The following is a 22,420-nucleotide window of genomic DNA, read 5'->3' as shown; positions in this document are numbered from 1 at the left end:
GGCGGCCGCCCCGCTGCACGCTGAGCGGAACTCCGCTCAGCGCTCCACAGTGGCGAGGAGCAGTGCGCCGAGCTCGTCCGGCTTCGTGAACTGCGGCCAGTGCCCGGTCGGCAGGTCGACGTACTCGGCATCCGTGAGGCGCGCGAGCTCCGCCACGAACGGCTGGCCGGCTCCGACCCAGTCGCTGAGCTGGGCCGCGGTGAACTCGCACGCGATGACCGTCGTCGGCACGTCGAGGCGGCGCTCGTCGTGCAGCTCCATGGCGTCGTAGGCGACCCCGCGCGGCTCCGGGATGGCGCGGGCACGGAAGGCGGCGCGCAGATCGTCGTCGAGGTCGATGAGATCGGCATCGTCGAAGAAGTCCCACGGCGGCAACGGGATGTCGTCGCCCTCGTAGGGCAGATTGTCGTTGATGGACTCACCGGGCCCGAGCGGGCCGGAGTCGACGTAGATCGCACGCGCGATGCGGTCTGGTCTGGCATCCGTGACCCCATAGATGACGGCGCCGCCACCGGAATGGCCGACCAGCACGACAGGACCGTCGATCGCGTCGACGACGGCGGTGACCGCGTCGATCTGTTGCCGCAGCCCGATGCCGGCGCGTGGGGCGTCCGGCGACTCGAGCCCAGGCGGAGTGAGCGGATGCACGCGGTGCCCCGCCTCCACGAGCGGTGGAAGGATCTCCGTCCACGATGACGCGTCTAGCCAAAACCCAGGTACGAGCACGATGTCCATGGCGGCAGGATACTCGCCTCGTCCGACGTCCGCAGGCGCGGTGTCAGCCGCTGCGCCGGCGCCCTGCCACGAAGTAGGAGATCGGGCCGATGAAATTGATGGCGATGATCACGCCCCAGAGTCCCTTGGGCCCGTTGACCTGCTCGGCCGGGCGCTTCGCCAAGTCGACCCAGGCGGCGACGGCGAGGGCGATCTGCACGGCCCCGGCGACGATGGCCCCTGCGCGGCGCCCCGTGCTCATGTCTTCCCAGCGCTGCTTCTGCATCTGATTCTTCATGATCCACCTCGTGATCGTCTGGAGTGCTGCCAGTCTCGCAGCAGATCACCGATCAGGCCATGGTCTCAGCCAACTTCGCCGCACGTGCGTGCTGCGCCGACGCGAACGGTCGCTGTCGCCGGCCAGATAGCCTTGACGGGTGACTGATTCCCTGCCGCTCTGCCCCGAATGCTCCAGCGAACACGCCTATGAGATGGGCGCACTGCTGGTCTGCCCGATCTGCGGGCACGAATGGGCCGCTGGCTCCGATGACGCGGATGCCGAGGCTCCCGTGGCCGTGATCAAGGACGCCGTCGGGAACGTGCTTGCCGACGGCGACACCGTCACGGTGATCAAAGACCTCAAGGTCAAGGGCAGCTCAACGGTGATCAAGGTGGGCACGAAGGTGCGCGGCATCCGGTTGATGCAGGGAGTCGGCGACCACGACATCGACTGCAAGGTCGACGGTGTCGGGCCGACACAACTCAAGTCGAGCGTCGTCAAGAAGGTCTAGTCCCGACCGTTCCGCTGCAACGGGGCCGACGCGGCCCGCGAACGGTGCACGGGCCCGCCAGATGTGCACGGGCTCGTTGAATACCCCGGGCCCACGCAGCTTTCCCGGGCCGCGAGTGCAGGGGGCGTGCCCGGGCCTCGCTAGGGTTGTCGGATGCCAGAAACTGCGAGCACCCCCGAACGCGCCATCGAGTGGGAGCGCCACGAGCTCGCCGTCGGCGATGTGACGATCAGCTATCTGCTCGGCGTCACGCATGCGGGCGCCGGGGCGCCCGCACACGCTGAGCAGCCTGCTGCCGCACCGCGTCCGACCGTCGTGTTCCTGCACGGCCTGGCCGGCAGCGCAGAGGAGTTCGTGCCGACCGCGGAGGCGATCGGTTCGGGTTACCGCTCCGTGCTGGTCGATCTGCGCGGGCACGGCCACAGCATGCGGCATCCGGATGATGCGTCGCGCGCGGCCTATGTGCGCGACGTCGTCGCCGTCATCGAGCAGCTGGACGCCCCGGAGGGCGTCGCCCTGGTCGGGCACTCGATGGGCGCGCACACCGCGATGCTCGTCGCCGCCGCGCGCCCGGATCTCGTGCGCATGCTCGTCATGCTCGAGGGCGGGGTGCAGGGATCGCCGCCCGAGGCTTCCGCCGGCATCGGCGCGTACTTCGGCTCCTGGCCGGTTCCGTTCGCGGATGCCGACGCCGCCGCCCTGTTCCTCGGCGACAGCCCGATCGCACGCGCGTGGACCGCGGACCTGGAGCAGCGGGCCGATGGCCTCTGGCCGCGCTTCGACGCGGCGTTCCTGCAGGCCTCCATCGCGGCCGTGCACGCGCAGCCGCGCTGGGACGAGTGGGAGGCGCTCGAGCCCGCGACGGCGCTCGTGTTCGCCCCGTCCGGCATGTTCGACGCCGACGACAAAGACGCTGTCATCGAGGCGCGGCCGGCGACTCTGCGCGTCGACCTCGGTGCCGGCAGCCACGATGCCCACCTCGATGCCACAGCGGAGTGGACAGCCGTGCTGCGCGACCTGCTCGGCCGACTGGGGGAGGGCCCGGTGCGCTGGGACTGGTGAACGACACCGGCTCCTGCCTAGGGTGAGTGCATGAAGTTCACACTCAGCGTTGACGTCGACGCGCTCGCCGGTGACCCGCAGGAGGAGCTCGCCCGCATCCTGCGGTACTGGGCGGGCAACCTCAAGCACTACGAGGTCGCGGATGGCTCCGCGGAGACCATCAGGGACTCGGCGTACACGGCGGTCGGCAACTGGCAGTTCGTGCCGACATCCGAGTAGCCGTGCGCCAGACGAGGCCGACAGGCGTCGGCCTCGTTCTAGACTCCATCAGGTGAGTGATGAGCAGAGCAGTCGGGCGGCGGCCAGCGTCGACGCGGCCATCGCGGACGCCGTGCTGCAGCTGACGGCGGCGGATGCCCACACCGAGGCGCTCGCCCGCTTCGAGCCGACGCGGCGACGGGCGCTGCTGTTCACCGCCGAACCGCGGATGGTTCCCATAGGCCGTGTGTGGCGTCTCGGGGTCTTCCTGCTCGGCCTCGACGGGCAGCTGTACGCAACCGGGCACACGACGCGGGCCGTCGATCCGCGGCACCCCGGATACCAGTCCGTCTCGGCCGAGGAGCGCCGAGGCTACCGGGCCGCGGCCTTCCGCGGACCATTCGAACGCGGCGAGACGGTGAACTTTGATGCCGACCCGATCGATCCGGGCGCGGTGGCGGATGCCGCGGGGCCGCTCGTCGTGAAGGATGGCCGGCCGCTCGTGCGGTGGAGTGCATCAGCGCCCGATGACGCGCTGCGCCCGTTCGCCGACTATCTGGCCGAACGCGTCGAGCTGCTGCGAGGATGAGGGCACCGCTCACGCGATTCGGGAAGGAGACCGTCTATGTCGAGAGCTGAAGTCGAGCACTACCTGAGCGCACTGCGGCACCCTCTCGCGGACGTGCTCGCCGAGCTCTGCGCCCTCATCCGAGCCAGCGACCCGCGGATCGACGAGACGATCAAGTGGAATGCGCCGAGCTTCTTCATCAGCGATCACTTCGCGACGACCGGGGTGGCGCCGACGGGCGGGATCCGCCTCGTGCTGCACACCGGCGCGAAGAAGCGCGCGGCCGCGCTCGTGATCACGATCGACGGCGCAGACGGCCTGCTGGACTGGAAGGGCACGGACCGGGCGGTCGTCAGCTTCGACAGCCGGGAGCAGTTCGACGGATGCCGGGAGCGCCTCTCTGCGGTGCTGGCGCAGTGGATCGCGCAGACCCAGTCGCAGGAATAGAGCCGGCGCGTCAGGCCGCGAGGAACGGTCCGAGCGCCTCGAGGATCGGGCCGCGGCCGAGCTCGATGTGGGCGTAGGCCTGCGCAGCAGCGAGCTCCGCCTTGCCGCCGACGATCGCGTCGACGAGCTGGCGGTGTTCGAGCACGTGTTCGCTCTCGCCGCGCGCCTGGTGGGTGAGTCGGAAGATCCACTCCATGCGGCCGAGCATGGGTTCGAGGCTCCGCACCAAGAGGCCGTTGCCGGAGAGCCGCACCATCTCGGCGTGAAACTGCACGTTCGACTCGATGCCGTTCGCGGTCTCGCCGGCCGCGAGGTGCCGCTCCGACCTGGCAAGGATCTCGGCCAGCGCGTCGGCGGACTCAAGCCCGGCGTGCACGCGGAGCGCCGCCTGCCTGGTCGCGAACGGCTCGATGCAGAGCCGGGCGTCGAAGAGCTCAGCGATGTCGGCGGCGGTCACGGGCTTCACCACAGCACCGCGGTGTGGTTCCGTCACGACGAAGCCCTCAGACTCCAGCCGCTGCAGGGCCTGGCGCACGGGAATGCGGGAGACCTCGAAGCGCTCGGAGAGCTCGCGCTCCTTCAGTCGCGCGCCCGGTGCCGGCTCGCCGGAGATGATGGACCGCAGCAGCGCCCGGTAGACGCCGTCCGCGAGTCCTTCGCCCTCGCGGCCGTCAACCCGTGTGGTGTGCTCGTGCTGCATCGCTTCTCCCTGCGCTCCCGCATGGCAGGCGCATCCGCGCCCTCCCGTTCTGGTATTCCAAATCTACATCACAGTCGCTGTCAGCCGTCGAAGACGCGCGTGAATCAGGGGATGGTTCCGGCGTCAAAGGACATGTCAAACACTTTGGTATACAATTCGGGAATACTTCTTCGCGGCGAAAGGACGATCATCCATGCTCATTCAGGACGTACGACCGTGGGGCGGACCAGCCGCCGATGTCGTGATCAGCGACGGCCGGATCACGGAGCTGCGCCTGCTGGGCGCTGCAGGCGCGACCGACGCCACTGCAGCATCCGCACCCTCCGCCGCGCAGAGTCCAGAGCAGGAGATCGTCGACGGGCGCGGGCGTCTGCTGCTGCCAGCATTCAGCGACGTGCACGTGCACCTCGACTCGAGCCGGATCGGGCTGCCGTTCCGCGGGCACACGGGTGCACCCGGGGTTTGGGCGATGATGCTGAACGACCGGAACAACTGGCGCGACGCCGAGATCGGGCTCCCGGAGCGGGTGGCAGGCACGCTCGAGCAGATGATCGCCAGGGGCACGACGCGCGTGCGCTCCTACGCCCAGGTCGACGTCGACTGCAAACTCGAGAAGCTCGACGCGGTGCTCGCGGCCAAGCAGATGTTCGCCAGGCACGCCGATGTGCAGATCATGATCTTCCCGCAGGCCGGAATCCTGCGGGAGGCCGGCACCGTCGAGGTGCTGGAGGAGGCCCTCAAGCAGGGCGCAGACGTCATGGGCGGCATCGACCCGAGCCAGCTCGATCGCGACCCGGCCCGCCACCTCGACATCGTCTTCGCCCTCGCCGAGAAGTACCAGGTCGAGGTCGACATCCACTTGCACGAGCCGGGGGAGCTCGGCGTGTTCAGCACGGAGCTCGTGCTCGAGCGCACGCGGGCCCTGGGCATGCAGGGCAAGGTGACGCTCTCACACGCCTACGAGCTCGGTGCCGTCTCGGATGCCGTCAGCCGGCGTCTCATCGACGAGTTCGCCGAACTCGACATCGCCATGGCGACCGTCGCACCGGCGGCTCGGAACCCGCTGTCGCTGCTCCAGCTCGTCGAGGCCGGCGTGCGCGTCGGGCTCGGTGAGGACGGCCAGCGCGACTACTGGAGCCCGTACGGCAACTGCGACATGCTCGACCGCACCTGGCAACTGGCGTTCACGAACGGCTTCCGCCGGGACGAGCACATCGAGCTCGCCCTCGCCGTCGCGACGATGGGCGGCGCGAGCATCATGTCGCACGACTCACAGCGCATCGCCGGTCTCGGTGACCGGCCGGGGGTCGCGGTGGGGGATCGCGCCGACCTCGTGCTCGTCGACGGTGAGACCCCGACGAGCGCCGTGATGGACCGCGGCGTCGACCGCACCGTCATCCACGATGGCCGCATCGTCGCCGACGGGCTGCATGTCGTCGGGCGCTGAGCGGAGAACGCGCCGTCCACTCGGCGCGGCCCTGCCGCTCGTCGCGGCGCTCCTCGTCGGCGTCAACCTCCGGCCGGCGATCACCTCGGTCGCCGCCCTGCTCGATGAGGCGAGCGCCCACTTCGGGCTGAGCGCCGAGCTGTCCGGCGTGCTCGTGACCCTTCCCGTGATCGCCTTCGGCCTGACGGCGCCGATCGGTCCGTGGCTGGCGCGGCGCATCGGCGTCGCCAGGGCGCTCGGCTGGGCGATGCTCGTCCTCGCCGTGGCGCTCGCACTGCGCGTTCTGGCGCCGGCCATGCTGCTGCCGGGAACGTTCATCGCGGGTGCCGCGATCATGGCGGCCGGCACGCTGCTGCCGCAGTACCTCAAGTCGCTGAACGCGGGCGGGCTCTGGGTCGGGCTCAGCAGCATGTCCTTCGGCGTCGGTGCGGCGCTCGGAGCCGGGGTGGTCGTGCCGGTTCACCGGGCGACGGGTGAGAGTGTTCCAGCGGCGCTCGGCCTCTGGTCGGCGCTCGCCGTCGTGGCGGCGATCGCGATCTTCCTGGTGGCGCAGCGGAGCGGCGGTGCAGCGCGGAGCGAACGCCGACCGCGCCTGACCGTTCCCGAACGCGGCGCGGGAACCATCGCCCTCGTGACCGCCGTGTTCGGTCTGCAGGCGCTGCTGTACTTCGCGGTGACGGCGTGGATGCCGCAGTTTCTCGCCGACCGCGGCATTGGGGCCGATGAGCGCGGCTGGCTGCTCGCCTGGTTCAGCGTCGCCGGCTTCCTGCCCACGCTCGTGACGCCGATGATCGCGCGCAGGCCCGCCGTGCTCCGCTGGTTCGGACCCGGCCTCGGCGTCGCCGTGTTGCTCGGCCTCGCGTGGCTCTTCGTCGCGAGCAGCGACCAGTACGTCTGGGTCGTCGGGCTGCTCGGCGCCGTGCAGAGCGCCGCGTTCGGGCTCGCCATCAGTCTCATCGTCAGCCTGTCGGCGAATCCGCCGACGGCCGGCGTGATGTCGGCCGTTGGGCAGGGTGTCGGCTATGCCTTCGCGGGGGCCGGTTCGCTGCTGATCGGCATCGTCCACGCGGCATCCGGCGACTGGTCACCGAGCTTCGCGCTCATGGCCGCCCTCGCCGCCCTGTTGAGCGTGGCGGTCGCGCTGGTCATCAGGCGGATGCCGGTTGACCTCCTCGCTGCCCAGACGTCCGAGCGGCCAACGGCGGCGGAGAGCCTGACCCACCCGGCATAGGGTTGACGGGTGACTGCAACACTCGTGGCCCAGGGCCTTGCCGGCGGATACGCCCACCGCACCCTCTTCGACGCGCTCGACCTCACGGTCGCGCCCGGGGACGTGGTCGGCGTGGTCGGCGCCAACGGCGCGGGCAAGTCGACGTTGCTGCGCATCCTCGGCGGCGAACTCGAACCGCAGGCAGGCACGGTGAGCTTCTCGCCCCGTGACGCCTTCGTCGGCTGGCTGCCGCAGGAACACGGGCGGGTTGCCGGCGAGAGCATCGCGGCCTACATCGGCCGTCGCACCGGCTGCACCGCGGCGACGGAGCAGATGGATGCCGCTGCCGCAGCCCTCGGCGATCCGACGCTCGCGGCCCCGGGCACCGACCCGGCTGACGTCTACTCGGTGGCGCTCGAGCGCTGGCTGGCCAGCGGCGCGGCCGACCTCGACGAGCGCCTGCCGGTCGTGCTGGCCGAGCTCGGCATGAGCATGAGCGGGGGTGCAGGCACGGGCGCTGACAGCGACGGCACACAGGCGGAGCACACGCTCAGCCCGGCGTCCATGATGACCTCCCTCTCCGGTGGCCAGGCCGCCCGCGTCGGCCTCGCGGCGCTGCTGCTCTCACGCTTCGACATCGTGCTGCTCGATGAGCCGACCAACGACCTGGATCTGGACGGGCTCGAGCGGCTGGAGGCCTTCGTCAGCGGCATCCGGGGCGGCGTCGTGCTCGTCAGCCACGACCGGGAGTTCCTCGCCCGCAGCGTCACCAAGGTGCTCGAACTCGACCTGGCGCAGAACGCCAACCGCGTCTTCGGCGGAGGCTACGACTCCTACCTCGAGGAGCGCGAGACCGCCAGACGGCACAAGCGGGAGGACTACGAGGAGTTCGCCGCCAAGAAGGCCGACCTCATCGGGCGCGCCCGCACCCAGCGCGAGTGGTCGAGCCAGGGTGTGCGGAACGCCATGAAGAAGTCACCGGACAACGACAAGATCCGCCGCAAGGCGTCGATGGAGTCCAGCGAGAAGCAGGCGCAGAAGGTGCGGCAGATGGAGAGCCGCATCGCGCGCCTCGACGAGGTCGAGGAGCCGCGCAAGGAGTGGCAGCTTGAGTTCACGATCGGTGCGGCGCCGCGCTCCAGCTCGGTGGTCAGCACCCTGAACGCGGCCGTCATCCGGCAGGGTGATTTCACCCTCGGCCCCGTCTCGCTGCAGGTGAACGCCGGTGAGCGGATCGGCATCACCGGGCCGAACGGGGCGGGCAAATCCACCCTGTTGCGCGCCCTGCTCGGGCGTCAGACGCCGGATGCCGGCAGCGCCAGCCTCGGCGCGAACGTCGCAATCGGGGAGGTCGACCAGGCCCGCAGTCAGTTCACCGGCAGCGCGCCGCTGGCGGAGGCCTTCGAGGCGCTCGTGCCGGAGATGGCCGCCGCAGAGGTGCGCACCCTGCTGGCCAAGTTCGGGCTGAAGGCCGACCACGTCCTCCGCCCGGTCGAGGCGCTCTCGCCGGGGGAACGGACCCGGGCAGGGCTCGCCCTGCTGCAGGCGAGGGGGGTGAACGTGCTCGTGCTCGATGAGCCGACGAACCACCTCGACCTCGCCGCGATCGAGCAGCTGGAGCAGGCGCTCGAGAGCTACGAGGGCACGCTGCTTCTCGTCACTCACGACCGACGCATGCTCGACACGGTGCGCATCGAACGGCGCTGGCACGTGGCATCCGGGACGGTGACAGAGCTCTAGCGCGCCGAGCGTGAGACGGCGGACGGCATTTCCAGCACCGTCTTGCCCGGACGCGCGGTGCCATCGGCAATCTCACGGTGAGCCTGCTCGGCCTTTGTGATCGGCATCACCGTTCCGACCGCTGCGCGCAGTTCGCCGGACTCGAACCAGGGCCAGACGTCCGCGCGAACACTGGCCACCACCTCTGCCTTGGAGGAAGGCCCGGTGCGCGGGCGCGCGCGAAGCGTCGTCGCGTGCACGCTCAGCCTGCGGGCCATGATCGATCTGAAGTCGAGGGTGGCTTCCGATCCGCCCATGAGCCCCACAACCATGAGGCGGCCGTCATCGGCCAGGGACGCGAGATTCCGCTCCAGGTAGCTGCCGCCGACGACGTCGAGGATGACGTTGACGCCGCGACCCGCGGTGAGCTCCGCCACGACGGCGACGAAGTCTTCCGTGCGGTAGTCGATCCCGCGCGTGGCTCCCCAACTCTGGGCGGCGCGAGCGCGTTCGAGCGAACCCGCCGTCGCGATCACGCTGTATCCGGCGCGGGCCGCGAGTTGCACGGCCATGCTGCCCAGCCCGCTCGCACCGCCATGGATGAGGGCGACTTCTCCGGGCATCGGATCGCGAAAGCCCATGGCCAGATTCGACCAGACGGTGCAGACCGCCTCGGGCAGAGACGCAGCCTCCACGAACGTCATGCCCACCGGGATCGGCAGCAGCTGGGTCGCCGGAACGGCGACGCGTTCGGCGTAGCCGCCTCCGCTCAGCAGCGCGCACACCCGGTCGCCGATACTCCAGCCCTGCACCGCGGATCCGAGCTCGGCGATGACGCCCGAACACTCCAGCCCGAGGATCGGTGACTCACCGGGCGGCGGTGGGTACAGGCCTTGGCGCTGCCCGAGGTCGGCCCGATTCACAGCAGTGGCGGCAACCTCGATGACGACCTCGTCTGGGGCCGGGGAAGGGTCGGCCGTCGCTGCCCACAGGAGTCGTCCATCTGAGTCTTCAAGAATCGCTCGCACAGCATCGGACGATAGCAGGGACTAGCGGGACTGGCGCTTCTTGTAGGGCAGCGGCTCGCCCTTCACCCTGGGGGCGCGGCCCTTGCCCTTGTTGGCCTTGGCTTTGCCGCCCGCCTTGGGGGTCGGCGGCTTGTTCGCCGCCTCGTAGGCCGCGATCTCGTCGTTGGCGGTGACGAGGAAGAGCTCGCCGGCCTCGGTCAGGCTCATCGTGCTGGTGGCGCGGTTGACCAGGTGGGCGCCGACGAGGGCCTCCACCTGGTTGAGCGATCCGCTGAGTGTGGCGTGGGAGACGCCGAGCGCGGTCGCGGCCTTGGCCAGGTCGAGCTCGTGCGCCACGACGACGTAGTGACGGAGCAGGGAGATGTCCACGGGTGCCTTTCGATGAGCCGCGCAGTTGTGCGGTCGACCCCAGCGTACGCGCTCGCCCTGTGTGCGGGCCGCCTAGGCGGTTCCGAAGCGCACCACGGCGCGGGCGTGGGCCTTGGCCGCCTCGTCCTCGCGATTCTTCGGTGGCGCGTTGCTCACCAGGTCCTCGAGCAGATGCCGCGTGATGTGGGCGATCTCGGCGACGGCGCGTTCGAACGCCGCCTCGTTCGCCTGCGACGGCTTGGTGGACCCGCTGATCTTGCGCACATACTGCAGGGCGGCGGCGTACACCTCGTCGTCGGTGGCCGCCGGTTCGAAGTTGTGCAGGGTGTGGATGTTTCGGCACATGCCTCAACGCTAGCCACCGGCATCCGCCACCGAAACCCCGCAGTCGCGCGCAGTGGAAGTGGAGGAGGGGAGGGGCGCGTAGGCTGGAGTGTCGTCCGCCGGAGCGGAACGACCGCAGTTGGATCGACAGGGCTTGTCCGCATCCGTGACAAGAAGGGCGCTGTCGGCGTGAGCATGCAGAGTGCAGAGCACGAGAAACACCTCGCACGTCGGGGCACCATCGGCGCCGCAACGCAGATCGGCACCGAGGTCAGCATCAACCTCGGTTCGGCGCTCGCCGGAGTGGTCATGCCCGTCGTCGGAGCGACCGTCGTCGTCGCCGTGCGCCAGATCGTGATGACGCTCGTGCTGCTGCCGGTGTACCGCCCGAAGCGCGCAGAGCTCAGCTGGGCCCGCCTCTGGCCGGCCGTCGCGCTCGGCGTCGTGCTCGCCGTGATGAACCTCAGCTTCTACGCCTCCGTCCACATCATCGGGCTGGGCCTGGCCGCCACGATCGAGTTCCTCGGCCCGCTCGCCCTGGCGCTCGCCGTGAGCAGGCGGCTGCTCGACGTGATCTGCGCGCTCGCCGCCGGCGTCGGCGTGGTGCTGCTCACCGGCCTCGACGGCACCATCGACCCCTGGGGCATCGCGCTTGCGCTCATCGCCGGAGCCGCATGGGCCGGCTACATTCTGCTCACCCGCAAGGTCGCACTGGGGCTGCCGGGCCTGGAGGGCCTCACCGTTGCGAGCATCGTGAGCCTCGTGCTGCTGATTCCCGCCGCGGCGTTCGCCTTCGACCCCTCCGTGCTGACACTCGGTGTCGTGGGTCTGCTGATCGCGATCGGGGTGCTCTCCTCCGCGCTGCCGTACAGCCTGGACACCTTCATCCTGCGCCGCGTCGACACCCGGGTGTACGCAATCATCACCGCCTGCGGCCCCGCCGTCGCCGCGCTGTTCGGCTGGATGATCCTCGACGAACAGTTCAGCGGCATGCAGATTGTCGCCATCGCACTGGTCTGTGCCGCGGCCGCGACGGCCGTTGCCACACAGCGTCGGCGCCCGGCTTCCGAGCTCGAGCGCACCGCCGAAGCCCAGCACTAGGAGCACCTGCGCGAGGCGCAGGGAACGCACAACGGCCGGCGCTGAATGCTCAGCGCCGGCCGTTGTCGTACTCAGTTCACTCAGTGCCCGTGGGGGGCGCCCTCCATGTCGGCCGGCTTCTTCACGAAGAAGGCCCCGACGATGGCGAAGAGCGAGATGATCGCCCCGACCGTGAAGGCCGCCTGCGTTCCGCCGGCCGCTGCGACATCCGCAGCCGCACCGCCGGCCACGAGTTGCGCAGTCTGGGTGGCGAGAACCGTGATGAACAGCGCGGTTCCGGCTGCTCCGGCCAACTGCTGCAGGGTGGAGAGCATCGCACTCGCGTGCGAGTAGAAGCGCGGCGTCACGGCCCCGAGCGCCGAGGTGAACAGCGGCGTGAAGATCAGCGCAAGGCCGAGGCTCATCACGATGTGCGCCGCGAGCAGGAACCAGATGGGGGTGTGCTCGTTGACGGTCGTGAGCCCCCACATGACGGCGCTGACCAGGATGCTGCCAGGGACGAGCAGCGGGCGCGGGCCGAAACGGTCGAAGAGGCGGCCGACGAAGGGCGCGATGACGCCCATCAGGATGCCGCCGGGCAGCAGAATCAGGCCGGCCGTGACCGGGTCGAGGTGCAGCACACCGAGCATGAACAGCGGCAGCACGATGATCACGCCGAACAGCGACGCCATCATGACGAGCATCATGCTGAGCGAGATGGTGAACTGCGGGAAGCGGAAGGTGCGCAGGTCGAGGAGCGCCTTGTCCTGGCGCTGCAGGCGCAGCTGGCGCAGCACGAAGAATGCCAGGGCGATGCCGCCGCCGACGAGACCGATGGACGAGGGGTTGATCGCGCTGTCGTACTGCTCGCCGACCGTGCTGAGGCCGTAGATGAGCCCACCGAAGCCGAGCGCGGAGAGCACGACGGAGAGCACGTCGAGCGGGACCTTCTTCGGCTCGCTGACGTTCTGCACCTTGCGCATGCCGTAGACGAGCATGGCGGCGCCGATCGGCAGCATGACACCGAAGATCCCGCGCCAGCCGAAGCTGTTGAGCATCAGGCCGGAGAAGGTCGGGCCGATCGCGGGGGCGACCGACATCACGATCGACACATTGCCCATCATCTTTCCGCGGTGGTGCGGGGGGACGAGGGTCATCAGCGTCGTCATCAGCAACGGCATCATGATCGCGGTTCCTGATGCCTGCACGACACGGGCGACCAGCAGGATGCTGAAGCTCGGTGCGATGAAGGCGATCGCGGTTCCGACCGTGAAGAGGCTCATGGCGGCGATGTAGATCGGGCGGGTGTTGAAGCGCTGCAGCAGGTAGCCGGTGATCGGGATCACGACGGCCATCGTGAGGAGGAACGCCGTGGTCAGCCACTGGCCGACGCGCTCGTCGACGCCCAGGTCCTCCATGATCGGACGGAGGGCGACACCCATCGTCGTCTCGTTGAGGAACACGACGAAGGTGGAGGCGACGAGCAGCCAGATCACCTTATTGTTGCGGCGTTCGGTTGCTGGATCGAGTTGTTGGGGAACCGAGCTCGTATCGAGAGCCTCGGCGTCGGATGTGGTGCGTTCAGTCACAGTCAGTTTTCGTTTCGATGAAGGTAGAGAGGGCGTAATGCACGATGCGGCACCGTGTCTGAGGCGATCGGCGGGGTCGGCGGTTCGGAACCGTGCCGAAGGACTCGACGTCTCAGAGGGATGGATGCGGGGTCGATGGGCGCCGTGGTCGAGGTCGGTCACGCCACGCGGAGTGGTGCGTGCACGATCCGATGGAAGGCGCCATCGGTCAGTGAACGGTCGGTCGGCAGACAACGTTCTGTCTGCAGACAAGCTGATTGCAGACAACGGTCTGTCGGCAAACGTCTGTCAGCACACGGTCTGTCAACGAACACAGACCTGACTGATCAGCTCAGCGCTGGCGAGAATGAATCTATTCCCGACCACCGACAGAAGTTCTCGGGTGCGCTCAACTGCTGTGGCGGATCCGGATGTGTGGATGCGCCGTCAACGGCGGGGCTCAGGGAGCGGGTGCTGGACCATCGGTTGGGGTCGGCGTGGGAAGCCAGCCCTTGAGAATCGACTCCTCTGGCGCGAGGAACTCCTCGTCCGAGAGGTCGTGGTCGTCCCGGTTCGTGTTCGCTGGAGTGGTCATTGTTTCACCCTAGCGAGGATCACCCTGGAGGTAAACCTCCATTTCGAGCACGCTTCAACCGCCGGCGGCGCTCACTCCGATCGGTTGTCGTGGGCGCCGCCGTGCTCGTATGGAGTCGTGACGCCGCGATAGTGCATGGCCATCATCATGCCCTCCGCCGCGTGATCGAGGTTGTGGCAGTGGTCCATCCAGATCCCCGGGTTGTCGGCCACGACGGCCACCTCCCACACCTCTCCCGGCCGCACATCGAAAGTGTCGAGCCAGGTCTCCGCACCGCTCGCCGCCACACCATTGCGGGAGAGCACGAGCACGTGGTGGCCGTGCACGTGCATCGGATGCGTCTCCCAGCCCCGGTTGGCGACGCTGAGCAAGACGACGTCGCCCTCGTTCACGGTGATGCTCGGAATCCGCGGGTACACCGCCCCATTGACCGTGTAGCCGTTGACCGGCACGCCCTGCAGGAAGCGGGGGTTGCGATCGAGCACCATCTCGGCGCGCACGAGCGGTCCGTCTGGCAGCACCGCGGCCGGCCCGCCGCCGTAGCCCAGCAGATCCAGCTCGGGCTCGCCGGAGCGGTCAGGCGCTCGCCCCAACTGGGCCGCGGATGCCGCAGCGCCAGGGGCGAACGCGATCCACGGCGTCCTGCTGGCATCCGTCGTCAGGTACACCGGCCCCTCCGGCATCGTGAACGCAACGTCGATGCGCCCGCCTGCCGGGATCCTGATCGACTGCGCACTCACCGGGGGCGGCTCGGCGAGCTCGTACCCGTCGGCGGCGACGACGGCGAACGGGGTGCCGTCGAGGTGGAAGGTGTTCGGCAGCCCGTCGGTGTTGATCAGCCGCAGCCGCACGCTCTCGCCGGCCGGAATGCGCATCGTCGTCGGCAGATCGCTGGCTCCGAGCAGCACGGAGTCGCCGATGCTGTGCAGCGGAACGACGACATCGTGCTGCTCGGCGATACCACCGCTCGGTTCGACGATGAGGGTGCCGTAGAGGCCGCGCTGCACGCCGCGGGAGGCGTTCTGGTGCGTGTGGTACCAGTAGCTGCCCGGCTGATCGGCGACGAAGCGGTAGTCGAAGCTCTCGCCCGGCAGCACCGCGTCCTGCGTCACGCCGGCGACGCCGTCCTCCCCGTTGGGAACGTCGTAGCCGTGCCAGTGGATCGTCACGCCTGCCTCGACGTCGACGTTCTCCAGGTGCACCTCGACGACGTCACCCTGCTGCACACGCAGCTCCGGGCCGGGGAGGGAGCCGTAGTTCCAGCTCTGCACGGTGTCGCCGGAGGCGAGCGTCACGCTCTCCGTCCCTGCACGCAGCGTGAACTGCCGGCGTGGGCCCGGCACGTCCTCCGGCGTGCGGAGCTCGTCGACGGAGACGGTCGTGGGGCCAGAGGCGGCGCCGGTGCCGGACGCACTGTTCGCACCGACGTCTGGTCCTGTGCCGGCCGCGAGCGTTGCACCGTGCCCGCTCGCGTGTGAGGCCTGCTCCCCGGCGAAGTCGGGCGGTGCCATGCTCGTCATCCACGCCAGGGCGACGGATGCCACGAGTACCAGTGATCCGAGCGCGGCGAGGCCGGCGACCACCCGGCGGCCGGCCCGCGCGAACAGCGCGTAGCCGATGCCCGTGGCGAGCAGCGCGAGCAGGGTGAGCACGGCGGCGGCCGCGGGCTCGAGCGGGTATCCGATCAGCGTGCTGGCGACGACAGACGCGATCGCCGCACTGGTGGCGGCGAGCAGCGCGGTCGGCACGCGCGCGGGGAGCCGCGTCGGGTTCGATCCGGCCCTCGCCAGCCGCAGCAGGGGTGGGGCGGCGATGACCACGGCGACCACAGCGGCGAGCAGCTGCACCGGCAGCGCGAACAGCAGCTTCTCCTGCACGAACCACCACCCCTGGCCTAGCAGGATGAGCACGAAGGGCAGCTGGGCGAGGGTGGCGAGCAGCCCACCGCCCGCGAAGGCCAGCGCACGCCATGCCCTGGCTGCGGTGATCTCGCCAGCCGCGGTGACCGTGGCGGCACACCACAACCCCGCACCGACGATGGTCAGTGCGAGGTCGATGGCGAGCAGGGCAGACGTGTTCAGAGCCGGGCCGAGACGTTCTCGCCGGAGGTGTTTCCGACGGCGGCCTGCTGTGCGGACGCGGCACCCTGCCCGCGGGCGAGACGCCAGCCCTTCTGGGCGAGGTAGAGGCTCAGCAGGATGATGGCGAGTCCGTTCAGGGCGTGCAGCGAGACGAAGAGCGTCGCGGCGAGCGGCGGGCTCGCGTGCGAGTCGGGGCCGACACCGAAGAGCACGCCGGTCAGCACGAAGATGCCGGTCTGCAGCAGGATCAGCACCAGCGGCAGCGCGCTCAGCCAGATCATCCTCTTGCCGAGGCGGGCGATGGCGGCGCAGATCAGGGTGAGCAGGGCGAGGATCGGCAGTACCATCCGACCGTTCGCGCCGTGGATCGCGAAGAGTTCATCATCGGGGTTGCTGAAGACTCCGACCGCTGCGAAATACAGCTGGAGCATGACGGATGCCGTCAACAGAGACGCCACGACGGCGTAGAGGGTGCGCATGAGGGATGGGTTCCTTCGCATGAGGGATGGGTTCCTTTCGGGCCGCTCGGGAAGGCGGCGGGTAACCCGACTGTGCCGTGGTGGGTGGCCCGACGGCATCCGTGGCGTCCCCGAGAGGGCACCAGCAGCGTCCCTGAACGTTGCCTGAGGGCTCAGCGCAGTGTCGGAGCGCCGCGCGGCGCCTTCGCACGCAGCTTTCGGCCGGCTCGCGGCGCGCGCTCAGCGCCGGGCGATGCCGGCCACGGCGGCCACGGAGGCCGTGACGGCCGCCGCCGCCGCGCGGAGCTGCTCTGCGGTCGTGCTGCCGGAGAGCGAGAAGCGCACGGCGGTCTGCGCGAGCGTTGCCTCCACCCCGATCGCGGTGAGCACGGGGGAGGGTTCGTCGGATCCGGCCGCGCAGGCCGAGCCGCTTGAACAGATCACACCGCGCCGTTCGAGCTCGAGGAGAACCGCCTCGCCGCTCGTTCCGGCGAAGACGAAGGACGCGGAGCCTGGCAGCCGCGCTCTCGGGTGTCCGGTGAGGCTGGCGTCGGGAACGGAGCCCAAGACGTCGGCGATGAACGCGTCGCGCAGCGCGCTCGTGGCTTCGGCGGCCCCGGCGAGGCGTTCGGCCTCGGCCATACGCAGCGCGGTCGCGAGGGCGACGGCCCCAGCCACGTTCTCCGTCCCGCTCCGCCGGCCGCGCTCCTGCCCGCCGCCGTGCAGCAGCGGCTCCAGAGGCAGCCGCCCGCGCACGAAGAGCGCGCCGATGCCCTTGGGGGCGCCGACCTTGTGTCCGGAGATGCTGAGTGCGTCGACGCCGAGCTCGCCGACGTGCAACGGCAGCACGCCTGCGGCCTGCACGGCATCCGTGTGCAGCGGAACGCCGGCGGCACGCGCGACGGCCGCGAGTCGCTGCACGGGCTGCACAGTGCCGATCTCGTTGTTGGCGTAGTGCACCGAGACGAGGGCGGTGTCCGGGCGCAGCCGAGCGGCGAGCTCCTCCGGATCAAGGAGTCCTGCGGCATCCGGGCTGAGGAACTCGATCTCGAAGCCGTGCAGCCGGCGCAGGTAGTCAAGCGACTCGAGCACGGCCTCGTGCTCGAGCGGTGAGCTGATGATGTGCGTGCCGCGGCCGGATGCCAGTGCGATGCCCTTGACGGCGAGGTTGTCGGCCTCGGTGCCACCGGCCGTGAACACCACCTCGCCTGCGCGGCAGCCGAGCACCGCGGCCACCTCACGCCTGGCCTGCTCGATGGCGGCCGCCGCGGCCTCGCCGGCGCGGTGGTGGCTGGACGGGTTGCCGAACTCGCCGCCGCCGAGCCACGGCCACATCGCCTGCAACGCCTCCTGACGCACGGGGGCGCTCGCCGCATTGTCGAGGTAGATGGCGTCGTGGTATTGGCTCATGGCTCGATCGACCTGCTTCAGTCTGTGACGACGTCTGTGGCGACGGTGACGTCGAGACCGAGGTCGAGCGCCCGCACGCTGTGGGTGAGAGCGCCGACCGAGATCACGTCGACGCCGGTCTCGGCGATGGCCCTGACCGTGCCGAGGTTCACGCCACCGCTGGCCTCGACCACGGTGCGGCCGGCGATGTGCGCGACGCCCGCACGCAGCTGCTCCGGGGTGAAGTTGTCGAGCATGATCGTGTCGACGCCGGCGGCCAGCACGGCATCGATCTGGTCGATCCGATCGACCTCCACCTCGATGTGGGTGGTGAGCGGCAGTCGGGCGCGGAGGCCGAGCAGCGCGTCGGTCACCGAGATGCCGTTCGCCGTGAGCACGGCGAGGTGGTTGTCCTTGGCCATCACGGCGTCACTGAGGCTGAAGCGGTGGTTGTGGCCGCCGCCGTCGCGCACGGCCTGGCGTTCCAGGGCGCGCAGGCCGGGGGTGGTCTTGCGGGTGTCGGCGATGCGGGCGCGCGTTCCGGCTGTCTCGGCCACGTACTCCGCGGTGAGTGTGGCGATGCCGCTCATGCGCTGCACGAGATTGAGGGCGACGCGTTCGGCCTGCAGGATGCCGCGGGCCGAGCCGCTCACCCGGGCGAGCACGTCCCCGGCGGCGAAGGGGGCGGCATCCGCAACCAGCAACTCGACGGTGATCGAGGGGTCGGTCAGCGCGAAGGCTGCCAGGAACACGGCGCCGCCGCTGAAGACGCCGTGCTCGCGCGCGACCAGTTCGGCCGACGCCATCGCGTCGGACGGGATCAGCAGCTCGGAGGTGATGTCGCCCCAAGGGGCGTCCTCGTGCAGGGCCGCCGAGACGACGGCGGTGATGGTGGCGGTGGTCAGCATGCGAGGGCATCCTCTCGAGTGGTTGCAATTGTTCCAGTGCCGTCGGCTGCCGGGAAGTCGCTGCGGAAATGCGCGCCGACCGACTCTGTCCTGGCGCTCGCGGCGGCCACGAGGAGCCGGGCGAGGTCGAGCAGATTGGCGTCTTCGATCTCGCGGCGGCTCGCGCCCGGCGTGGTGCTCGGCCGGGGCAGCGCTGCGAGGGCCTCTGCGGCCGCCTCGAGCGTTGCACCGTCGCGCTCAAGCCCGGCGGCATTCCACATCAGCGTCTGCACGGTCGTGCGGAGCGCGGCCGACGACCCGCCGTCGGTGCGGGCGTCTGTCGCGGCGCGGCGCGGCTCATCTCCGCTGACCGGCGGTTGCGCGGGCGTCCTGGCGGATGCCGCATCCGCCGTCAGCGCCTGCACCGCCCGCTCGGCGAACACGGCCGCCTCCAGCAGCGAGTTCGACGCCAGCCGGTTGGCGCCGTGCACGCCGGTGCAGGCGGCCTCGCCGACGGCGAAGAGCCCGGGCAGCGACGTGCGCCCCCAGAGATCGGTGGCGATGCCGCCCATCCAGTAGTGCGCGGCGGGCGTCACGGGCACCGGGCTGAGCGCCCAGTCGTGACCGCTTGCCTCGCAGGCGGCCGTGATCGTGGGGAAGCGGGCGGCGAGCATGGCCCGGTTCGCCGCGGGATCCTCCGCGAGCGCTGTCGCGTCGAGCAGCACGGGCTCGCCGCCCTGCGCCGCCATCTCGCGGGCGATCTCACGGGCGACGACGTCGCGCGGGGCGAGCTCGGCCTCGGGATGCCGGCCCAGCATGAAGCGCTCGCCGGAGCGGTTCCGCAGCACGGCACCCTCGCCGCGCACGGCCTCGGAGACGAGCGGTGTGCCCGGAACGGCCAGCGCCGTCGGGTGGAACTGCACGAACTCGAGGTCCGCCAGGCTGGCGCCAGCGCGCCAGGCGGCGGCGACCCCGTCCCCGGTGGCGATCGCCGGGTTGGTCGTGTGCAGGAACAGCTGCCCTGCGCCGCCGGTGGCGAGCACCACGACGTCGGCGAGCACGCGCTGGCGGCCGCCGTCCGGCAGGGCCAGCTCGGCTCCGACGACGCGGGGGGCGGCATCCGCGCCGGAGGGCAGGGCAGCAGCCTCGTCGTCGATGGTCTCGGTGAGCAGCTCCACCAGCATCGTCTGCTCGCGCACGGTGATGGGGCGGCGGCCGAGGGCGTCGAGCATGGCGCGTTCGATCTCGGCGCCGGTCGCGTCGCCGCCCGCGTGCAGGACCCGGGCCCGGACGTGGGCAGCCTCGAGCCCGCGGGCGAGGCCTGACTCGTCGCGGTCGAAGTGTGCGCCGAAGCGGATCAGGTCGCGTACCCGCGCCGGGCCAGCGTCGCAGAGCACCTGCGCCGCGGCCGGATCGCTGCGACCGGCGCCGGCACGGAGCGTGTCGAGCAGATGGGCGTTGGGGGAGTCGTCGGGGAAGAGCGACGCGGCGATGCCGCCCTGCGCGTGGCTGGTGTTGCTCTCGGCCAGCGCCCCCTTCGTCACCAGCGTCACCGTGTGCCCGGCATCGGCGGCGCGCACGGCGGCGAACAGCCCGGCGAGGCCGCTGCCGATCACCAGCACGCTTGCCATGTCAGGCTCCAGCGGGAACGGCTGTCGCGGCAGGGGCAGTGCCGCCGCCGTTGGCCGGCGGCTTGGCGGCGAGCATCCGTTCGAGGGCGAGGCGGGCAGGAACGGCCACGTCGGCGCTGACCGAGATCTGGTTGACGACCTCGCCGGCCACGAGTGACTCGAGCACCCAGGCGAGGTAGCCCGGGTGGATGCGGTACATCGTCGAGCACGGGCAGACGACGGGGTCCAGGCAGAAGATCGTGTGCTGCGGGTACTGCGCGGCCAGGCGCTGCACCAGGTTGATCTCGGTGCCGATGGCGAAGGTCGATCCGGCCGGCGCAGCCGCGATCGCCTTCGTGATGTAGTCGGTTGAGCCGTACTCGTCGGCCGCGTCGACGACGGGCATCGGGCACTCCGGGTGCACGATCACGCGCACGCCGGGGTGGCTGACGCGTGCCTGCTCGATCTGATCGACGGTGAAACGCTTGTGCACGCTGCAGAAGCCGTGCCAGAGGATCACCTGGGCGTCGTGCAGCTCGGCCTCGCTCGAGCCGCCGAGGGGCTTGCGCGGGTTCCACATCGGCATCCGGTCAAGCGGGACGCCCATCGCCTTCGCCGTGTTGCGGCCCAGGTGCTGGTCGGGGAAGAACAGCACCCGTTGGCCGCGCTCGAACGCCCACTCCAGCACGGTCTCCGCGTTCGACGAGGTGCAGACGATGCCGCCGCGCTCGCCGCAGAAGCCCTTGAGCGCGGCGGAGGAGTTCATGTAGGTCACGGGGATGACAGGCACGCGGCCGTCGGCGTCCGGCTCGGTGCCGTAGAGCTCCTCGAGCGCCTCCCAGCACTCGGTGACCGAGTCGATGTCGGCCATGTCGGCCATCGAGCAGCCGGCGGCGAGGTTCGGCAGGATGACGGCCTGCTCCGGCGTCGAGAGCAGATCGGCGGTCTCTGCCATGAAGTGCACGCCGCAGAAGACGATCGCCTCGGCATCCGGCTTGGACTTCGCGGCACCGGCCAGTTGGAAGGAGTCGCCGATGTAGTCGGCGTGGGCCACGACCTCGTCGCGCTGGTAGAAGTGGCCGAGCACGAGCACCCGGTCGCCGAGTGTCGCCTTGGCCGCGCGCACGCGGGCGTCGAGCTCCTCGTCGCTGGCGGTCTTGTACTCGGCCGGCAGCGCGCCCTGACGGGGCGAGCCGGCTGGGATCACATCGCCCATGGATGAGCCGGGACCGTACGCGGTGGGGCCGGCGTCGAACTCCCACGGGCCCTTGCTGAGTTCCGGTGAACAGCTCTCGCCTGAGGATTCGCCGCTCGCGATCAGCTGGATGACGCGGTCGACGGATGCCGGGGTGGTCGGCGCTGTTGGGTTCGAGATGGTGCTCATGATGCCTTCCCAGGGGTGGCGCGGCCGAGGGGGCCGAGGTCTGCGGGGTCGATGGTGGAGTCGAAGCGGTAGAGGCGGGGCGGTCGGTGCGGCGTGCCTGCGAGATACTCGTCGGTCGCGATCACCGTCTTGGATGCCTCGATCGTGCGGCGGAAGTTCGCCGGGTCGAGTGGGCGCTGCAGCACGGCCTCGTGCACCTCGCGCAGCTGGGCGAGGGTGAACGTCTCCCCGAGGAAGGCGTGGGCGATGCGGGAGTACTCGAGCTTGGTGCGCAGCCGCCAGAGGGCGTAGTCGACGATCAGGTTGTGGTCGAAGGCGAGCTCAGGCAGATCGTCGGCCGGGAACCACTGCACGTTCTCGCCGACGGCCGCACGCGCGGCCTCGTCGGACTGCACGAGTGCCCAGTAGACGACCGAGACGACCCGGCGCCCAGGCGAGCGGTCGAGTGCGCCGAAGCTGTAGAGCTGCTCGAGGTACTTCGGCGCGAGCCCCGTCGTCTCGCGCAGGGTGCGCGCCGCGGCCCTACCGAGCTCCTCGTCGACGGGGAGCCAGCCGCCCGGCAGCGCCCACTGGCCCTCGAACGGTTCCCGGGTGCGGCGCACGAGCGGCAGCCAGAGCGAGGGTAGCTCGGTGTCGGGCCCGGATGCCGGCTGGGCTCGCAGCGCGAAGATCACCGTTGACACGGCAAGCTCGGCGCTCGCTGGCTGCTCAACCGCCATGGCGTCTCCGTTCGATGCTCGCGACTAAAGGTCAGAGTGACTTTAAGTCTGCGCCCATCTTATGGTCAATCT

The 22,420-nt window shown here is 70.1% G+C and carries 24 protein-coding genes; 9 read left to right on the top strand and 15 right to left on the bottom strand.

Annotated elements, in window-relative coordinates; all coding sequences use genetic code 11:
* Positions 1-36: 36 nt before the first annotated feature.
* Together EV379_RS10840 and EV379_RS10835 are read right to left on the bottom strand one after the other, a co-directional pair.
* Entirely contained in the window at positions 37-735 is a 699-nt protein-coding gene (locus EV379_RS10840; RefSeq protein WP_130506144.1) for an alpha/beta fold hydrolase, read from the bottom strand.
* A 43-nt stretch (positions 736-778) separates the two neighbouring features.
* The gene (locus EV379_RS10835; protein ID WP_207226236.1) at positions 779-1,012 is read right to left on the bottom strand and encodes a PLD nuclease N-terminal domain-containing protein; all 234 of its coding nucleotides are present in this window, start codon (positions 1,010-1,012) and stop codon (positions 779-781) included.
* Between the two features lie 139 nt (positions 1,013-1,151).
* On the opposite strand from EV379_RS10835, the gene EV379_RS10830 reads away from it, so the two are divergent.
* From EV379_RS10830 to EV379_RS10810, 5 genes are all read left to right on the top strand, one after another.
* Positions 1,152-1,505: a zinc ribbon domain-containing protein YjdM gene (locus EV379_RS10830; RefSeq protein ID WP_130506143.1), complete on the top strand. Its 354-nt coding sequence runs from the start codon at positions 1,152-1,154 to the stop codon at positions 1,503-1,505.
* A 153-nt stretch (positions 1,506-1,658) separates the two neighbouring features.
* Positions 1,659-2,567 carry an alpha/beta fold hydrolase gene (locus tag EV379_RS10825; RefSeq protein WP_130506142.1) on the top strand — a complete coding sequence of 303 codons (909 nt, stop codon included), beginning with the start codon at positions 1,659-1,661 and terminating at the stop codon, positions 2,565-2,567.
* A 30-nt stretch (positions 2,568-2,597) separates the two neighbouring features.
* Positions 2,598-2,786, top strand: a complete 189-nt coding sequence (locus EV379_RS10820) for a hypothetical protein (protein WP_130506141.1) — start codon at positions 2,598-2,600, stop codon at positions 2,784-2,786.
* Positions 2,787-2,838: 52 nt separating this feature from the next.
* On the top strand, positions 2,839-3,354 hold the full coding sequence (locus tag EV379_RS10815; protein ID WP_130506140.1) for a hypothetical protein: 516 nt from the start codon (positions 2,839-2,841) through the stop codon (positions 3,352-3,354).
* A gap of 36 nt (positions 3,355-3,390) precedes the next feature.
* Entirely contained in the window at positions 3,391-3,780 is a 390-nt protein-coding gene (locus tag EV379_RS10810) for a DUF1801 domain-containing protein (protein WP_130506139.1), read from the top strand.
* 10 nt (positions 3,781-3,790) lie between these two features.
* Here the strand turns inward: EV379_RS10810 and EV379_RS10805 are convergent, their stop codons facing one another.
* Positions 3,791-4,480, bottom strand: a complete 690-nt coding sequence (locus tag EV379_RS10805; RefSeq protein ID WP_130506138.1) for a GntR family transcriptional regulator — start codon at positions 4,478-4,480, stop codon at positions 3,791-3,793.
* 193 nt (positions 4,481-4,673) lie between these two features.
* Between EV379_RS10805 and EV379_RS10800 the strand changes: the two genes are divergently transcribed.
* The 3 genes from EV379_RS10800 to EV379_RS10790 are packed head-to-tail and all read left to right on the top strand — an operon-like array spanning position 4,674 to position 8,877.
* A complete protein-coding gene (locus EV379_RS10800) occupies positions 4,674-5,927 on the top strand; it encodes an amidohydrolase family protein (RefSeq protein WP_130506137.1) in 1,254 nt (417 codons plus the stop codon).
* Positions 5,884-7,158, top strand: a complete 1,275-nt coding sequence (locus EV379_RS10795; RefSeq protein ID WP_130506136.1) for an MFS transporter — start codon at positions 5,884-5,886, stop codon at positions 7,156-7,158. The genes EV379_RS10800 and EV379_RS10795 overlap by 44 nt, the downstream gene beginning before the upstream one ends.
* Before the next feature lie 9 nt (positions 7,159-7,167).
* Positions 7,168-8,877 carry an ABC-F family ATP-binding cassette domain-containing protein gene (locus EV379_RS10790; RefSeq protein ID WP_130506135.1) on the top strand — a complete coding sequence of 570 codons (1,710 nt, stop codon included), beginning with the start codon at positions 7,168-7,170 and terminating at the stop codon, positions 8,875-8,877.
* On the opposite strand, the gene EV379_RS10785 is transcribed toward EV379_RS10790, so the two are convergent.
* From EV379_RS10785 to EV379_RS10775, 3 genes are all read right to left on the bottom strand, one after another.
* Positions 8,874-9,884, bottom strand: a complete 1,011-nt coding sequence (locus EV379_RS10785; protein WP_130506134.1) for an NAD(P)H-quinone oxidoreductase — start codon at positions 9,882-9,884, stop codon at positions 8,874-8,876. The genes EV379_RS10790 and EV379_RS10785 overlap by 4 nt on opposite strands.
* A 21-nt stretch (positions 9,885-9,905) precedes the next feature.
* Positions 9,906-10,253 carry a LysR family transcriptional regulator gene (locus EV379_RS10780; protein WP_120256661.1) on the bottom strand — a complete coding sequence of 116 codons (348 nt, stop codon included), beginning with the start codon at positions 10,251-10,253 and terminating at the stop codon, positions 9,906-9,908.
* 72 nt (positions 10,254-10,325) lie between these two features.
* Positions 10,326-10,598 carry a DUF2277 domain-containing protein gene (locus tag EV379_RS10775; RefSeq protein WP_130506133.1) on the bottom strand — a complete coding sequence of 91 codons (273 nt, stop codon included), beginning with the start codon at positions 10,596-10,598 and terminating at the stop codon, positions 10,326-10,328.
* A gap of 174 nt (positions 10,599-10,772) precedes the next feature.
* Between EV379_RS10775 and EV379_RS10770 the strand changes: the two genes are divergently transcribed.
* Positions 10,773-11,678 carry an EamA family transporter gene (locus tag EV379_RS10770; RefSeq protein ID WP_130507422.1) on the top strand — a complete coding sequence of 302 codons (906 nt, stop codon included), beginning with the start codon at positions 10,773-10,775 and terminating at the stop codon, positions 11,676-11,678.
* 80 nt (positions 11,679-11,758) lie between these two features.
* Here EV379_RS10770 and EV379_RS10765 read toward each other — a convergent pair whose 3' ends face one another.
* From EV379_RS10765 to EV379_RS10730, 9 genes are all read right to left on the bottom strand, one after another.
* Positions 11,759-13,246, bottom strand: a complete 1,488-nt coding sequence (locus tag EV379_RS10765) for an MDR family MFS transporter (protein ID WP_242616333.1) — start codon at positions 13,244-13,246, stop codon at positions 11,759-11,761.
* A gap of 439 nt (positions 13,247-13,685) precedes the next feature.
* Positions 13,686-13,820, bottom strand: a complete 135-nt coding sequence (locus EV379_RS17510) for a hypothetical protein (RefSeq protein ID WP_278044030.1) — start codon at positions 13,818-13,820, stop codon at positions 13,686-13,688.
* A gap of 71 nt (positions 13,821-13,891) precedes the next feature.
* Positions 13,892-15,844 (bottom strand): multicopper oxidase family protein, encoded by a 1,953-nt coding sequence (locus EV379_RS10760; protein ID WP_130506132.1) that lies wholly within the window; start codon positions 15,842-15,844, stop codon positions 13,892-13,894.
* A 53-nt stretch (positions 15,845-15,897) separates the two neighbouring features.
* Positions 15,898-16,380, bottom strand: a complete 483-nt coding sequence (locus EV379_RS10755; protein WP_130506131.1) for a DUF6220 domain-containing protein — start codon at positions 16,378-16,380, stop codon at positions 15,898-15,900.
* 219 nt (positions 16,381-16,599) lie between these two features.
* Entirely contained in the window at positions 16,600-17,769 is a 1,170-nt protein-coding gene (locus EV379_RS10750; protein WP_130506130.1) for a cysteine desulfurase family protein, read from the bottom strand.
* Between the two features lie 17 nt (positions 17,770-17,786).
* Complete coding sequence (gene nadC / locus EV379_RS10745) at positions 17,787-18,656, bottom strand: carboxylating nicotinate-nucleotide diphosphorylase (RefSeq protein ID WP_130506129.1); 870 nt, start codon at positions 18,654-18,656, stop codon at positions 17,787-17,789.
* Positions 18,650-20,266, bottom strand: a complete 1,617-nt coding sequence (gene nadB / locus EV379_RS10740; protein WP_130506128.1) for an L-aspartate oxidase — start codon at positions 20,264-20,266, stop codon at positions 18,650-18,652. The genes nadC and nadB overlap by 7 nt, the downstream gene beginning before the upstream one ends.
* 1 nt (position 20,267) lies before the next feature.
* Positions 20,268-21,629 (bottom strand): quinolinate synthase NadA, encoded by a 1,362-nt coding sequence (nadA, locus tag EV379_RS10735; RefSeq protein ID WP_130506127.1) that lies wholly within the window; start codon positions 21,627-21,629, stop codon positions 20,268-20,270.
* A complete protein-coding gene (locus EV379_RS10730; protein ID WP_130506126.1) occupies positions 21,626-22,348 on the bottom strand; it encodes an NUDIX hydrolase in 723 nt (240 codons plus the stop codon). Before EV379_RS10730 ends, nadA begins: the two co-directional genes overlap by 4 nt.
* Between the last annotated feature and the right edge of the window lie 72 nt (positions 22,349-22,420).

It is taken from the genome of Microterricola gilva (assembly GCF_004217495.1).
Taxonomy (GTDB): domain Bacteria; phylum Actinomycetota; class Actinomycetes; order Actinomycetales; family Microbacteriaceae; genus Microterricola; species Microterricola gilva.
Note: the sequence above shows the minus strand (reverse complement) of the source record. Positions and strands in the feature narration are given on the sequence as shown.